Source organism: Paracoccus sulfuroxidans (genome assembly GCF_007830335.1).
GTDB classification, from domain to species: Bacteria; Pseudomonadota; Alphaproteobacteria; order Rhodobacterales; family Rhodobacteraceae; genus Paracoccus; species Paracoccus sulfuroxidans.
Genome location: NZ_VLKU01000002.1, coordinates 347,509 through 362,425 on the forward strand (window position 1 = coordinate 347,509; position 14,917 = coordinate 362,425).

Consider the following 14,917-nt stretch of genomic DNA (forward strand, 5'->3'; position numbering starts at 1 on the left):
TGTTCCAAAGCAGCCCTTTCGGGTCACTCGGCAGCGGTGGGCAGGATCCGGCGCGAAAGATCGGAATGGGTCTGGTACTCTTCCTGCCAATCCGACGGCCCGTTCGAGGGGCTGACCTGCACGGCCGTCACCTTGAATTCGGGGCAGTTGGTTGCCCAGTCCGAATTGTCGGTGGTGACCACGTTGGCCTGCGTCGTCGGGTGGTGGAAGGTCGTGTAGACCACGCCCGGTGCCACACGCTCGGTGATCTCGGCCCGCAGGCTGGTATCGCCGGAACGAGAGGCCACGCGCACCCAGTCACCCGAGCGGATGCCCCGGTTTTCGGCGTCTGAGGGGTGGATCTCCAGAACATCCTCGGAGTGCCAGACCTGGTTGTCGGTCCGCCGCGTCTGCGCGCCCACGTTATACTGCGACAAGATCCGGCCCGTCGTCAGCAAGAGCGGGAAGCGAGAGCCGGTGCGCTCATCCGTCGCCACATATTCGGTGTGGATGAACTTGCCCTTGCCGCGCACGAAACCGTCGATGTGCATCAAGGGCGTGCCCAGCGGCGCGGCCTCGTTACACGGCCATTGCACCGAACCTTCGCGATCGAGCAGATCGAAGCTGACCCCCGAGAAGCTGGGCGTGGTCATCGCGATTTCGTCCATGATTTCGGACGGGTGGGTATAGGTCCAGTTGGCGCCCAGGGTGTTGGCCAGCATCTGGGTGATTTCCCAGTCTTCATAGCCGTTCTTCGGCGACATGGCCTTGCGGACCATGTTGATGCGCCGCTCGGCATTGGTGAAGGTGCCGTTCTTTTCCAGGAAGGACGAGCCGGGCAGGAACACATGCGCATAGTTCGCGGTCTCGTTCAGGAACAGGTCATGCACGATGACGATGTCCATGGACGAGAGCGCCCCGGTGACATGCTTGGTGTCGGGGTCGGACTGAACGATGTCCTCACCCTGGCAGTAAAGGCCCTTGAAGCGACCGTTCAGCGCCTCGTCGAACATGTTGGGGATGCGCAGACCGGGTTCATCCGACAGCGGCACGCCCCAGACGCGTTCGTAAAGCGCCCGCGTTTCCGGGTCCGACACATGGCGGTAGCCCGGGTATTCATGCGGGAACGAGCCCATGTCACAGGAACCCTGCACGTTGTTCTGACCACGCAGCGGGTTCACGCCGGTGCCCGGACGACCGATGTTGCCGGTCATCATGGCAAGGTTGGCGATCGCCATGACGGTGGTCGACCCCTGCGAATGCTCGGTGACGCCCAGACCATAGAAGATCGAGGCGCGCGGTGCGGCCGCATAGGCCCGTGCCGCCTGACGGATCAGATCCGCCGGAACTTGGCTCAGCTTTTCGACTTCCTCGGGGCTGTGACGCGGATCCAGCAGGAACTCGCTATAGGCCAGGAACTCATCCCAGTCGCAGCGGGTGCGGATGTATTCCTCGTCGTAGAGCTTTTCAGAGACGATCACATGCGCCAGCGAGGTGACGACCGCGACGTTGGTGCCCGGACGCAGCGGCAGATGCCAGCTGTCACCCAGATGCGGCGTCTCAAGGATGTCGGTGCGGCGCGGGTCAAGGACGATCAGCCCTGCCCCTTCGCGCAGACGGGCGCGCATCCGGCTGCCGACGACGGGGTGACCGTCGGTCGGGTTACAGCCGATGATCAGCATCAGATCGGTTTCATCGATCGAGTCGAAGTCATGCGTCCCGGCCGAGGTGCCGAAGGCGGTCTTCAGACCATAGCCCGTGGGCGAGTGGCAGACGCGGGCGCAGGTATCGGTATTGTTGTTTCCGAAAACCGCACGGGTCAGCTTCTGCACCAGATAGGTTTCTTCGTTGGTGCAGCGCGACGAGGTGATGACGCCGATCGAGTCACGGCCAAAATCGGCCTGCGCCTTCTTCAGACGGTCAGCGGCGAAATTCAGCGCCTCGTCCCAGCTGACGATGCGCCAGGGATCGGTGATCTTTTCACGGACCATCGGCTCCAGCTTGCGGTCCTGGTGCGTCGCATAGCCCCAGGCGAAGCGTCCCTTGACGCAGCTATGGCCGTGGTTGGCCTTGCCGTCCTTCGAGGGCACCATCTTCACGACTTCCTCGCCGCGCATATGCGCGTCAAACGAGCAGCCGACGCCGCAATAGGCGCAGGTCGTCTTGACGATGCGCTCGGGCGTGCCGATCTCGAACACCTTGTTCTCGATCAGGGTCGCGGTCGGGCAGGCCTGCACGCAGGCGCCGCAGCTGACGCAATCCGAGCTGAGGAAGTTGTCGCCCGACATGCCCGCGCTGACGCGGCTGTCAAAGCCACGGCCTTCGATGGTCAGCGCGAAAGTGCCCTGAATTTCCTCGCAGGCGCGGACGCAGCGGTTGCAGACGATGCATTTCGCCGGGTCGAAGCTGAAATAGGGGTTCGACTGGTCCTTGGGACGATATTCCGGGTTCGGGCCTTCGGCGGTCCGGCGCTGGAAGTGGTTGGTGCCGGGCTCATAGCGAACCTCGCGCAGACCCACGGCACCGGCCATGTCCTGCAATTCGCAATCGCCGTTGGCCGCGCAGGTCAGGCAGTCCAGCGGGTGGTCCGAGATGTAAAGCTCCATCACGCCGCGACGGATCTGGGCGACCTCGTCGGTCTGGGTGTGGACATTCATGCCCTCGAAGACCGGGGTGGTGCAGCTGGCGGGCGTGCCGCGCATGCCGTCGATCTGCACGACGCAGATCCGGCACGAGCCGAAAGCGTTCAGGCTGTCGGTCGCACACAGTTTCGGCACGGTGACGCCCGCAATCGCGGCCGCCCGCATGACCGAGGTGCCGCCGGGCACGCTGACGGGAATGCCGTCGATGGTCAGGTTGACGATGACGTCGGATTTGACCGCCGGGGTACCCAGGTCGCGGTCGGGAATGATGAAATCTTTCATTCTGCGGCCTCCTTGCGCGGCGCCGAGCGCCCGCGGAAATCATCAGGAAAATGGGTCAGCGCGGACATCACCGGGAAGGGTGCGAACCCTCCAAGCGCGCAAAGCGAGCCCCATTTCATCGTGTTGCAAAGATCGGTCAGGACCGGGATCATCTCTTCCTCGCCCTGGGCGATGCGGTCTATGGTCTCGACGCCCCGGATCGAGCCGATGCGGCAAGGCGTGCATTTCCCGCAGGATTCGACGGCGCAGAATTCCATCGCGAAGCGCGACAGTTTCAGCATGTCGGCGGTGTCGTCGAAGACGCTGATGCCGGCATGGCCCAGCAGGCCCTCTTTCGTCGCCAGTTCCTCATAGCCGAAGGCCACGTCGAAATTCTCGACCGGGATGTAGGCGCCCAGCGGGCCGCCGACCTGCACCGCCTTGACCGGGCGGCCCGTGGCCGTGCCGCCACCGATCTCATTGACGATATGGCCCAGCGACATGCCGAAGGCCGCCTCGAAAAGCCCGCCATATTTGACGTTGCCCGCGATCTGGATCGGGATCGTCCCTTTCGAGCGTCCGATGCCAAGCGCGCCATAGGCCGCGCCGCCATTCTCGATGATCCACGGAACGGCGCCCAGCGACAGCACGTTGTTGACCACCGTCGGACGGCCCATGAAGCCTTCCAGCGCCGGGATCGGGGGTTTGGCGCGCACGATGCCGCGCTTGCCTTCCAGGCTGTTCAAAAGGCTCGTTTCCTCGCCGCAGACATAGGCACCCGCGCCGACGCGAACCTCCATGTCATAGGCGTAATCCGAGCCCAGCACCGACTGCCCCAGCATGCCATAGCGGCGCGCATCGGCAATCGCGTCATTCATCGCGCGGATGGCGTCGGGATATTCGCTGCGGATATAGCAATAGCCCTGCGTCGCACCGGTCGCGACACCGGCAATCGCCATGCCCTCGATCAGGCAAAGCGGGTCGCCCTCCATCAGCATGCGGTCGGCAAAGCTGCCACTGTCGCCCTCATCCGCGTTGCAGACGATGTATTTCTGCGGTCCGGGGGCGCCCGCGACGGTCTTCCACTTGATCGCGGTCGGGAAGCCGGCGCCGCCACGTCCGCGCAGACCCGATTCCATCACCTCGTTCACGATGGCCTCGGGACCGATCTCGATGGCGCGACGCAGGCCCGCAAGCCCGCCATGCGCCTCGTAATCCGCGACCGAGACCGGGTCGATCACGCCCACGCGGGCGAAGGTCAGGCGTTGCTGGCCCTTCATCCAGGGCAGTTCCTCGACCGGGCCCAGCGACAGCGCATGGCCGTCGACCTTGCCCTCGGCGATCAACCCGGCCAGCGCATCAACGTCAGCCTCGTCAACCGGCCCGAAGCCGTAACGGACGCCGTCCTTCTCGACCTCCACCAGAGGCTCCAGCCAGATCATCCCGCGCGTGCCGTTGCGCACGATGGTCGCGTCAACGCCCCGGCGCTTCAGCGCGGCGCCCAGCTCCACCGCAACCTCGTCCGAGCCGACCGCGCGTGCGGCCGCATCAATGGGTACGAAAATCTTCATGCGCGCACTCCCTCGGCCCAGCGGCGGACCTTCTCAAGGCTCGCCCGCCCCACAAGGCGCTGATCCAGCTGCGCCGACGGGCAGCTGGCGCAAAGGCCCAGACAGAACACCGGCTCCAGCGTGATCTTTCCGTCTGCGGTGGTCTCGTGCCAGTCGATGCCCAAGGCCTCGCGCACCTGATCGGCCAGCTCATCCGCGCCCATCGACTGACAGGCCTCGGCCCGGCACAGACGCAGGACATGGGGGGCTGCGGGGTGATCACGAAAATCGTGATAGAAGCTCACAACTCCGTAAACTTCCGCCCGGGTCATACCCAGGGCAGAGGCCAGAATCGGCTGCGCTTCTTCGGGCACATAGCCCCATTCCGCTTGAACCGAATGCAGAATCGGAAGCAATGGCCCTTCCTGATCGGCATGCGAGGCGATGATCGCCTGTAATCTTTCGTTAAACTCAGCGTCGTTCACGGCTGACATCATGGCTGGAACTGTCCGGGCTATTAAACTTTCTCTACAGTGAAGTTACCGCCGCGTGATAGCCAAAGCAATCGCAACATATCGTTTATTGATAGACGCCTTCTATCGAACGCGCGACCCGCAAAAGCGCCTCGACCAGCGGCGGATGCGGCTCGCGGGCGGCGGTGACCAGGCCGACCATATGCCCCTCGCCCTTCAGATCGCGCGCCTTGACGCCCTCGGGCAAAGGCAACCCAAGCGCCAGAGAGCGTGGCAGGATCGCGGCCCACTCTCCACTGGCCACATGCGCCAGAATCGCCAGCATCGAGGTCGATTCGACTCGCGGCATCGCCTCCGCCCCCGCCGCCAGCAGATGGCGCGTGACAATGCGGCGGTTCTGCATGTCAGGCGTCAGCAGGCACAGAGGACGGAGCGCCGCCTCGGACCATTCCGCAGGGGCGGTGTCCTCGCTGCGATCCACCAGACAATAGGTCTCGCGATAGAAGGGCACAGCGTGAACACGACCGATGGGCTCGCTGTCCAGATAGGTCACGCCCGCATCCAGCTCCAACGCCTCGATCTGCTCGCGGATCTCGTCCGATGAGCGCGACAGGATCGACACCCCGGCATTCTCATGCCGTCGCAGAAACGGCCCGGTCAGCTCGGCAATGCGTGGCATGGCGGTGGGAATCACCCCGATCCGCAACCGCCCCGAAACCCCGCGACGGCTCGCTTCCATTTCCGCTTGCATGGTACGGGCATCGGCCACAATCCGCCGCGCCCAGTCCAGAACCCGCTCACCCTCGGGCGTCAGCCCCTGAAAACGCGACCCCCGGCGAACCAGCTGAACCCCCAGCTGCTCCTCCAGCGCCTTCACGGCCGAGGACAGGGTCGGCTGCGTGATCCCCAGACTGGCGGCCGCGCGCCCAAAATGCTGCTCGCGCGCCAGAACCAGAAACATGTTCAGCCGATCAATCACGCATCAACCACCATCAGTCGCAGGGAATGCTTCTTTCATGCCGAAATATCCCGGGGTCCGGGGCAGAGCCCCGGTCGGCAGTCCCGAAGGCGCGGCACCCAAATCAGGCGCCGCGGCCTAAACATCACAGGATCTCGACCGAGTATTTCTCGATCACCGTATTCGCCAGCAGGCCCTCGCACATGCGGGCGACCTCGTCGCGGGCCGAGGCGGCATCGCTCGAAGCCAGGTCCAGCTCGATCACCTTCCCCTGACGCACGGCGTCGACGCCCTGAAAACCCAGGCCCCCAAGGGCGTGACGGATGGCCTCGCCCTGCGGGTCCAGAACTCCGTCTTTGAGCATGATGGTGACGCGGGCTTTCATCGGCGAACCTTTCAGTTGATCAGGGTAGGTTTGGTCAGGCTGGTCGTATTGGCCGGCATCAGGCCCAGCCGGCGCGCGACTTCCGTATAGGCGTCGGTCAGGCTGCCCAGATCGCGGCGGAACACGTCCTTGTCCAGCTTCTGGCCGGTCTTGACGTCCCACAGGCGGCAGCTGTCGGGGCTGATCTCATCGGCGACGATCAGCCGCATGAAATCGCCGTCCCAGATGCGGCCGATCTCGATCTTGAAGTCGATCAGCTTGATGCCGACGCCGAAGAACACGCCCGACAGGAAGTCGTTCACCCGCAGCGCGAGGCTGACGATATCGTCCAGGTCCTGCTGCGAGGCCCAGCCGAAGGCGATGATATATTCCTCGGAGACGAAGGGGTCGCCCAGCTCGTCGTTCTTGAAGCTGTATTCGACGATCGGGCGCGGCAGGGGCGTGCCCTCTTCCATGCCCAGACGCTTGGCGATCGAACCGGCGGCGAAGTTGCGCACGATCACTTCCAGCGGAATGATCTCGACCTGGCGGACCAGCTGCTCGCGCATATTGATGCGACGGATGAAGTGATTGGGCACGCCGATATTGGTCAGGCCCTGCATGAAATACTCGGACAGGCGGTTGTTCAGCACGCCCTTGCCCTCGATCGTGGCTTTCTTCTGGGCGTTGAACGCGGTCGCGTCATCCTTGAAATACTGGATCAGCGTCCCGGGCTCGGTGCCTTCATACAGGATCTTGGCCTTGCCTTCGTAGATCTTCTTGCGCCTTGGTGCCATGATATGCGTCTCCCATCGGCAAGCATGCATTTCCTGCGCCTATAGGCCAGAAACATGGGCAGGGGCAATATGGGCCGCGCAATACGGGCTTGCGATGCCACAGATCGGACGCATATCCTTCAATCAGACCGGATCACCCGCCAAACGGAGGCCGCATGACCACATTTGACGACCGAGAGCGCTCTTACGAAGCCAAGTTCGCGCATGATGCCGAAATGAACTTCAAGGCCGAAGCCCGCCGCAACCGCCTGATCGGCGAATGGGCGGCCGGATTGCTGGGAAAATCCGGCGATGAGGCCAAGACCTATGCGCTGACCATCGTGACCTCCGATTTCAACGAACCGGGTGACGAGGACGTCTATCGCAAGCTGGCAGCCGATCTGTCGGGCATCGCCGATGAAACGACCATTCGCACCAAGATGGCCGAGCTGCGCGTGACCGCCCGCGGCCAGATCCTGAACGAGACCTGATCGGCCCGACTCGGACCCATTCAGAAACGCCCCGAAGCCGCAGGCCCGGGGCGTTTCGCATTTGAAGGCTCAGCCAATCGCGTTTCAGCCAATCGGGGCCGAGGCGCGGCGCGCCGCCGCCTCGACGCTGGGATACAGCAGCGCCATGCTGATCCCGCGCGCCGCGTAAAGGATCAGAAGCGAGGCCCAAAGCCCGTGATTGCCCCAGAGCTGCGGCAGGACCATCACCATCACCGCGTAAAGCGCCACGCTCAGCAGCATCGCATTGCGCATCTCGCGCGTACGGGTGGCGCCGATGAAGATCCCGTCCAGCATCCAGCTGCCGACGCCCACCAGCGGCGCGGCGATCAGCCAGGGCAGATAGGTCCGCGCCTCGGCCCGCACCTCTTCCGAGGTGGTCAGCAGATCAATGACCATCGGGCCAATCGCCCAGAAGACCAGCGCCAGTAGAAACGCGCCCAAGGCCCCCAGCCGACCCGTCAGCCGTGATGCCTGCCGCACAAGGTCCGGACGGCGCGCGCCCACGGCCTGCCCCACAAGCGCCTCGGCCGCGAAGGCGAAACCGTCCAGCGCATAGGCCACGATCGAGACGAATTGCAGCAGCACCTGATTGGCCGCCAGCGGCACATCGCCCTGCCCCGCCGCCATGAACATGAAGGTCGCGATGCTGCCCTGCAGCAGGACTGAACGGATCAGGATGTCGCCGTTCATCCGCATCATCTGCACCATGCGGTCGCGGGCAAACAGCCCCACCTGCCGCAGCGCCAGTCGAAGCGCATGGCGCGCGAACCACAGGCCAATGGCCAGCCCGCTCCATTCGGCGATCAGCGTGGCCGCCGCCACCCCGCGCACGCCCCAGCCAAGGCCCAGCACGAACCACAGATCCAGCCCGATGTTGACGAGGTTCATCACCAGCTGCATGATCAGCACCGCGCGTGTCCGCTCGACCGCGATCAGCCAGCCGGTCAGCGCGTAAAGCGCGATGGTCGCGGGCGCCCCCCAAAGGCGGATCGACAGATACTGCCCGGCCAGCCGCTCGACCTCGGCCGAGGCGGGGGCAAGGCTGAAGGCGGCCTCCATGATCGGCTTTTGCAGCAGGATGAACATCAGCCCCGCCGCCAGCCCGATGGCCAGCGCGCGGGTCAGATGCGCGCCCGCCTCGGGCGCATCGCCCGCGCCATGCGCCTGCGCCACCAGCCCCGAGGTGCCCATGCGCAGAAAGCCGAAGATCCAATAGACCGAGGTCAGGATCACCGCCCCCAGACCCACCGCGCCGATGGGTTCGGGCAGGCCAAGCTGGCCGACGACGCCGGTGTCGACCGCCCCCAGAATCGGGATCGTGGCATTCGACAGCACGATGGGCAGCGCGATCCGCAGGACGCGGCGCGTGTTCAACTCATCCTTAGCAGCCACGTCCTTGGTAGCCACGTCGATCAACCGCCCTGCGGCATCAGGAAATGCCCCGTCGCCTGCGCGAATAGGCGCGAGCGCTGGTCCTGCCATGCCTCGACATGAACGCTGGCATAGCGCCGCCCCGAGCGCACGACCCGCGCCCGCGCATAGGCGTCACGCGGCAGGCCCGAGCGCAGGTAATCGACGGTGAAATCTATGGTCTTCGGCAGGATCGGCAGGCTGTCGGGCACCGCCGCGTCCGGCGCGATGCGGCCGCTTTCCATGTCCTCCCAGATGGCGGTCCAGGTCAGCTCGACAATGGCCGCCACCTCAAGGAAGGCCGCCGTCACGCCGCCATGCAGCGCGGGCAGCATCGGGTTCCCGATCAGCTTTTCATCGAATGGCAGAATCGCCGTCAGCTCATCTCCGCGCCGGTCGAAGGTGATCCCCAGCCATTTCACATAGGGCACGCCCGCCACCAGCGAATGCAGCGCGGCCGAGCGGCGGCGCTTGATCTCGGCCAGCTTCAGTTCGGAATCGGTCATCTCAACGCCCCGTGGTGAATGCGCCGGTGGCCGTGGCCACGGGGCGGGTTTCATCCTCATCCATGGCCCAGGCCCGGACGAATGCCACGCTGCGCGTCGCGTGATAGCAGGTGGCCCGCGCCTTGATCGCCTGACCCGAGACGGCGGGGCGCATATAGTCGATGCGCAGATCAATCGTCGCCGTCGCACGCGGCCCGCTGGGATGGGCCATTACCGCCGCCCCGCAACAGGTGTCCATCAGCGCCGAGATCACGCCCCCATGGATCACCCCGCTGCTGGGATCGCCTACCAGATCGGGCCGCCAGTCCAGCGTGATCGTCGCGCCCTCGGGGCCTAGCTCGACCAGTTTCATGCCAAGCGCGCGGGCATGTGGGATCGCCTCGATGAACTGCCGCGCGATGCGGGCGCGTTGTTCTTCCTGCATCTCCTCGCCTTTTTCCGACATGATTCCTGTCCTTTTGCCTGTTCGTTACGGTATCGATGAACCGTTGCGCGCCGAATGCGTTGAGTTGGGCGTGATGTTACGCTACGTTTTATCCTGCCAAGGAAAAGAGCTTGTACCATGGGTGATGGCGAATTTATTAGTTTCAAGGACATGTGTGCGAAATTCGACGTAACGCCACGTACTTTGCGCTACTACGAATATATCGAACTTCTTAGTCCCCGAAAGGAAGGGCGTGCGCGCTATTACGGCCCGCGTGAAATCGCCCGGATGAAGCTGATCCTGCGCGGCCGCCGCTTCGGCTTTTCGCTGGAAGACATCCGCCAATGGCTCACCATCTATGGCGAAAAAGGCACGCGCGAACAGTATCGCATCTGGATCGAACTGGCCGACCGCCAGCTGGATGTCCTGCGCCAGCAGCAGGCCGAGCTTGAGACCTCGATCACCGATCTGCGCGCCCTTCGGGACGAAACCGAGGTGCTTCTGGGGCGAATGGATGACAGCCCTGCACGTCTGGCGCGATCCTGAAAACGATATCAGGGCCGTGACTTAGCGGAATGAAGGGCAGCTTCGGCTGCCCTTTTGCATGACGCCACGTCGTATCTTACGTTGACGTAAACTTCCCCTATATCTTTCTCAGGGCTTGGACCTTTGAGGAGGGGATACCGGTGACCGACGGTCTCATGACGATCCGTGAGATGTGTGACAGCTTCAACGTGACACCGCGCACCCTGCGGTTTTACGAAGACCGGGAATTGATCAGCCCCGAGCGGCGCGGCCAGCATCGGCTTTACAACCGCTCGGACCGGGCCCGCCTGACGCTGATCCTGCGCGGCAAGCGCTTCGGATTTTCGCTTGAGCAGATCCGCCAGATCCTGGAACTCTACGACCCCTCCGAACGTAATTATCGACAGACCCAGCAGGCGCTGGCCACCGCACGAGAGCGCCTGTCCGATATGGAACGCCAGTACACCGAGCTGGGTGCCGCGATCATCGAATTGCGCGCCCAGATCCTCGGTGCCGAAGCCGAAATCGACGCCGAGGAGGCCGTGCCGCCCGCCAGCCCTGCACAGGCGTCAGGAATGACCGGAGACAGCAGATGACCACCTATACCGCCCCCATCCGCGACATGCAGTTCGTCCTGCACGACCTTCTCGGAATCTCGAAACTCGATGTTCCGGGCTATTCCGAGCTGGAGCCCGAATTCACCGAAGCCGTGCTAGAAGCGGCAGGCAAACTGGCCTCGGAAGTGCTGGCCCCGCTGAACGCCGTGGGCGACAAGCAGGGCTGCCATCTGGAAAACGGCACCGTCCGGACGCCCGAGGGCTTCGGCGCAGCGATGGACCAGATGCGCGAAGGCGGCTGGCCGGCGCTCGACTGCGACCCCGAATATGGCGGTCAGGGCATGCCCTATCTGATGGGCCTCGCTGTGGGTGAAACGCTGTCCTCGGCCAATATGGCCTTTGCGATGTACCCTGGCCTGACGCATGGCGCCTATTCGGCAATCCACACGCATGGAACCGAGGAGCAGAAGGCGGCCTATCTGCCGAAGCTCGTCAGCTGCGAATGGACCGGCACCATGAACCTGACCGAGCCCCATGCCGGGACCGATCTGGGCCTGCTGCGCACCAAGGCCGTGCCGCAGGAAGATGGCAGCTATCTGATCACCGGGCAGAAGATCTTCATCTCGGCGGGCGATCACGACATGTCCGAAAACGTCATCCACCTCGTCTTGGCGAAAGCCCCGGGCGGCGGTGAGGGGACCAAGGGCATCTCGCTTTTCATCGTGCCGAAATTCCTGCTGAAGGCAGACGGCACCCCGGGTGAGCGCAACGCCGTCTCGGTCGGCAATCTGGAAGAAAAGATGGGCATTCACGGCAATGCCACCTGCGTCATGAACTATGACGGCGCGAAGGGCTGGCTGCTGGGCGACCTGCACAAAGGCATGCGCGCCATGTTCACCATGATGAACGAGGCCCGCATCGGCGTTGGCCTGCAGGGCTATGCCATCGCGGAGGCCGCCTATCAGAACGCCGTGGCCTATGCCCGCGACCGCCTGCAGGGCCGCGCCGTTCCGACCGAGGCCCAGCCCGACGCCCCGGCCGACCCGCTGATCGTCCATCCCGACATCCGCCGCAGCCTGATGGACCAGAAAAGCTTCCTCGAGGGCGCGCGCGCGCTGGCCTTCTGGGGCGCGCATCTGATCGACCGCAGCACCCGCGCCGATGACAAGGCCGCGCATGACATGGTTTCGCTGCTGACCCCGGTCATCAAGGGCTTCCTGACGGACGGAGGCTTTCAGGCGACCGTTCAGGCCCAGCAGATCTTCGGTGGCCACGGCTATATCGAGGAACAGGGCATGTCCCAGTTCGTCCGCGATGCCCGGATCACGATGATCTATGAAGGCGCGAACGGCGTGCAGGCTCTGGACCTGGTGGGCCGGAAACTGGCGGCCGAAGGTGGCAAACCGATGATGGCCTTCTTCGAGGAAATCCGCAGCAGCATCAAGGCCAATGAAGGTGACGCCGAACTCAAGGAACAGTTCCTCGAGCCGCTGAAAGCGGCCTCCAAGGACCTGCAGGCGGCCGCGATGTTCTTCGCCGAACGGGGCATGAAGGATCCTAATGCGGCCCTCGCGGGCTCCTACGATTTCATGCACCTCTTCGGCCATGTTGCCTTGGGCCTGATGTGGACCCGCATGGCCGTGGCCGCGCGCAAGGCCTTGTCCGAGGGCACGGGTGACGCCGAATTCTACCAGACGAAGTTGACCACTGGCCGCTACTACATGGCGCGCCAGCTTCCGATGACGGTCGCGCATCTGGCCCGGATCCGCACCGGGGCTGAACCGGTGATGGTGCTTCCCGAGGCCCAGTTCTGAACCGTCGCTCGCGGCAGCACTGTCGCGACATGGGTATTTGTCACAACGGAGAAATTGCCAGAATGCGCCCCGGCCGCCCCCGCCATGAAAGCAGGACAGGTTTTTGCCTAACGACCGGGGCGACTTCTCCGCTGGCGGTCATCGGCTCCCCAGCCTGTACCGCCCTGTCTCGATATATGGCAGAAGTTAAGAACCTCTTAGCCGCTTCTCTGTTGTCCAAATACCCAAATGCCAACCGGGCCACGAGCGATATGAAGCACATGGTTCCTTGCATCGCTCCGGCGTCCCGGATCTTTGCCGTGGAGTATATGCATGACCGCTGAACTTTTCTGCTTTGGCGAAAGCGGCAACGCCTACAAGGCCGCCCTGACGCTGGAGCTTTCAGGCTATGACTGGTCGCCCGTCTTTGTTGATTTCTTCAATGGAGAGGCGCGCTCTCCCGCGTTTCGCGAGATCAACGAGATGGGTGAGGTCCCGGTGTTCCGTGAAGATGGGCTGACTTTGAGCCAGTCGGCGATCATCCAGCTTCATGTGGCCAAGAAGACCGGCAAGTTTCTTGGGCGTGACCGGGATGAGGTGATGCGCTGGCTGCTTTGGGACAATCACAAGATGTCCGGGCAGGCTGGCACGACCCGCTTCCTGATGAACTTCATCCCGCCTGAAAAACGCCCCGAGCAGGTGATTGGCTTTCTGCAGGGGCGCATGAAGGCGGCCTATAAGGTGCTGGACGCGCGGCTCAGCGGGCGCAAATGGCTGGCCGATGATGTGCCGACCATCGCCGACTTCGCCTGTTGCGGATATCTCTATTACCCCGAGCCATTTGGCTTCGCGCGCGCCGACTGGCCGCATATCGATGCCTGGCTTGACCGGATCGCCGGGCTGCCCGGCTGGAAACACCCCTATGATCTGATGCCCGGCCATCCCTCGGACCGGGCGCCGAAGGAGGACAAATGACCGAAGCCTATATCTATGACGCCGTCCGAACGCCGCGCGGCAAGGGTCGCCCTGACGGAAGCCTGCATGAGGTCACCTCGGTCGCGCTGTCGGCGCGGCTTCTCAACGCGGTCAAGGAACGCTCGGGCCTTGAGGGCCATGCCGTCGAGGATGTGATCTGGGGCAATGTCACCCAGGTCAAGGAACAGGGCGGCTGCCTTGCACGCTCGGCCGTGCTGGAATCCGATCTGGACCAGTCGATCCCGGGCCTCGCGATCAACCGCTTCTGCGCCAGCGGGATGGAAGCGGTGAACCTCGCAGCCAACCAGGTCAAGGGCGGCGCGGGGAACGCATATATCGCTGGCGGGGTCGAGATGATGGGCCGTGTGGCCATGGGCAGCGACGGTGCGGCGATTGCCGTGGACCCCAGCCTGACCTTCAAGACCTATTTCGTCCCGCAGGGCATCAGCGCCGACATCATCGCGACCGAATACGGGTTCTCGCGTGAAGAGGCCGACGCCCTTGCCGTCGAAAGCCAGAACCGCGCCGCCTTGGCCTGGAGCGAGAACCGCTTTGCGAAATCCATCGTCCCGGTGCTGGACCAGAACGGTCTGACCATCCTTGACCGCGACGAATACATGCGTCCCGGCACCTCGCTTGAGGATCTGGGCCGCCTCAAGGCCAGCTTTCAGGAGATGGGCGAGATCATGCCCGGCTTCGACAAGGTCGCGATGCTGAAATACCCGCATCTGGAGCGGATCAACCACATCCACCACGCCGGGAACTCCTCGGGGATCGTCGACGGGGCGGCGGCGGTGCTGATCGGCAATGCCGAATTCGGCAAGGCGCATGGGCTGAAGCCCCGCGCCCGCATCCGCGCCACCGCCAAGATCGGCACCGATCCGACCATCATGCTGACCGGCCCCGTGCCGGTGACCGAGAAGATCCTGAAGGACAGCGGCATGTCGATCAGCGACATCGACCTGTTCGAGGTCAACGAGGCCTTCGCCTCGGTCGTCCTGCGTTTCATGCAGGCCTTCCAGGTCGACCCGGGACTGGTCAACGTGAATGGCGGCTCGATCGCCATGGGCCACCCTCTGGGCGCGACCGGCGCCATCATCATCGGCACCCTGCTGGATGAGTTGGAGCGGCAGGACAAGAACGTCGGCCTTGCGACGCTGTGCATCGCGTCAGGCATGGGCGCGGCCACCATCATCGAACGTGTCTGAGGGA

General features: G+C 63.9%; 15 protein-coding genes. 6 read left to right on the forward strand and 9 right to left on the reverse strand.

Translation table 11 applies throughout. From position 1 onward, the window contains the following. Positions 1–23: 23 nt before the first annotated feature. The 6 genes from fdhF to purC form a co-directional block, all read right to left on the reverse strand. A complete protein-coding gene (fdhF, locus tag IQ24_RS04220) occupies positions 24–2,903 on the reverse strand; it encodes a formate dehydrogenase subunit alpha (protein ID WP_145396530.1) in 2,880 nt (959 codons plus the stop codon). Next, positions 2,900–4,453 carry a formate dehydrogenase beta subunit gene (locus IQ24_RS04225; RefSeq protein WP_145396532.1) on the reverse strand — a complete coding sequence of 518 codons (1,554 nt, stop codon included), beginning with the start codon at positions 4,451–4,453 and terminating at the stop codon, positions 2,900–2,902. The genes fdhF and IQ24_RS04225 overlap by 4 nt, the downstream gene beginning before the upstream one ends. Further along, positions 4,450–4,926 carry a formate dehydrogenase subunit gamma gene (locus tag IQ24_RS04230; protein ID WP_145396682.1) on the reverse strand — a complete coding sequence of 159 codons (477 nt, stop codon included), beginning with the start codon at positions 4,924–4,926 and terminating at the stop codon, positions 4,450–4,452. Before IQ24_RS04230 ends, IQ24_RS04225 begins: the two co-directional genes overlap by 4 nt. An 85-nt stretch (positions 4,927–5,011) precedes the next feature. Then, the gene (locus IQ24_RS04235; RefSeq protein ID WP_145396534.1) at positions 5,012–5,884 is read right to left on the reverse strand and encodes a LysR family transcriptional regulator; all 873 of its coding nucleotides are present in this window, start codon (positions 5,882–5,884) and stop codon (positions 5,012–5,014) included. A 124-nt stretch (positions 5,885–6,008) separates the two neighbouring features. Beyond that, on the reverse strand, positions 6,009–6,248 hold the full coding sequence (gene purS, locus IQ24_RS04240; RefSeq protein WP_145396536.1) for a phosphoribosylformylglycinamidine synthase subunit PurS: 240 nt from the start codon (positions 6,246–6,248) through the stop codon (positions 6,009–6,011). An 11-nt stretch (positions 6,249–6,259) separates the two neighbouring features. After that, positions 6,260–7,024 (reverse strand): phosphoribosylaminoimidazolesuccinocarboxamide synthase, encoded by a 765-nt coding sequence (purC, locus tag IQ24_RS04245; RefSeq protein ID WP_145396538.1) that lies wholly within the window; start codon positions 7,022–7,024, stop codon positions 6,260–6,262. Between the two features lie 155 nt (positions 7,025–7,179). Between purC and IQ24_RS04250 the strand changes: the two genes are divergently transcribed. Continuing rightward, positions 7,180–7,494, forward strand: coding sequence for a DUF1476 domain-containing protein (locus tag IQ24_RS04250; protein WP_145396540.1), 315 nt, complete (start codon positions 7,180–7,182; stop codon positions 7,492–7,494). A gap of 84 nt (positions 7,495–7,578) precedes the next feature. Here IQ24_RS04250 and IQ24_RS04255 read toward each other — a convergent pair whose 3' ends face one another. Genes IQ24_RS04255 through IQ24_RS04265 form a run of 3 tightly spaced genes read right to left on the reverse strand, consistent with a single transcriptional unit; the run spans position 7,579 to position 9,876 of the window. Then, complete coding sequence (locus IQ24_RS04255) at positions 7,579–8,922, reverse strand: MATE family efflux transporter (RefSeq protein ID WP_242007904.1); 1,344 nt, start codon at positions 8,920–8,922, stop codon at positions 7,579–7,581. A 5-nt stretch (positions 8,923–8,927) separates the two neighbouring features. Continuing rightward, entirely contained in the window at positions 8,928–9,431 is a 504-nt protein-coding gene (locus tag IQ24_RS04260) for a PaaI family thioesterase (RefSeq protein ID WP_145396544.1), read from the reverse strand. A gap of 1 nt (position 9,432) precedes the next feature. Beyond that, a complete protein-coding gene (locus IQ24_RS04265) occupies positions 9,433–9,876 on the reverse strand; it encodes a PaaI family thioesterase (protein ID WP_145396545.1) in 444 nt (147 codons plus the stop codon). A 117-nt stretch (positions 9,877–9,993) separates the two neighbouring features. Between IQ24_RS04265 and IQ24_RS04270 the strand changes: the two genes are divergently transcribed. The 5 genes from IQ24_RS04270 (at position 9,994) to IQ24_RS04290 (ending at position 14,913) form a co-directional block, all read left to right on the forward strand. Further along, the gene (locus IQ24_RS04270) at positions 9,994–10,401 is read left to right on the forward strand and encodes a MerR family transcriptional regulator (protein ID WP_145396547.1); all 408 of its coding nucleotides are present in this window, start codon (positions 9,994–9,996) and stop codon (positions 10,399–10,401) included. Positions 10,402–10,541: 140 nt separating this feature from the next. Further along, positions 10,542–10,976, forward strand: coding sequence for a MerR family transcriptional regulator (locus tag IQ24_RS04275; RefSeq protein ID WP_145396549.1), 435 nt, complete (start codon positions 10,542–10,544; stop codon positions 10,974–10,976). After that, positions 10,973–12,751 carry an acyl-CoA dehydrogenase C-terminal domain-containing protein gene (locus IQ24_RS04280; protein WP_145396551.1) on the forward strand — a complete coding sequence of 593 codons (1,779 nt, stop codon included), beginning with the start codon at positions 10,973–10,975 and terminating at the stop codon, positions 12,749–12,751. The genes IQ24_RS04275 and IQ24_RS04280 overlap by 4 nt, the downstream gene beginning before the upstream one ends. A gap of 312 nt (positions 12,752–13,063) precedes the next feature. Beyond that, complete coding sequence (locus IQ24_RS04285; RefSeq protein ID WP_145396553.1) at positions 13,064–13,705, forward strand: glutathione S-transferase family protein; 642 nt, start codon at positions 13,064–13,066, stop codon at positions 13,703–13,705. Further along, the gene (locus IQ24_RS04290; protein ID WP_145396555.1) at positions 13,702–14,913 is read left to right on the forward strand and encodes an acetyl-CoA C-acetyltransferase; all 1,212 of its coding nucleotides are present in this window, start codon (positions 13,702–13,704) and stop codon (positions 14,911–14,913) included. Before IQ24_RS04285 ends, IQ24_RS04290 begins: the two co-directional genes overlap by 4 nt. Positions 14,914–14,917: the final 4 nt, after the last annotated feature.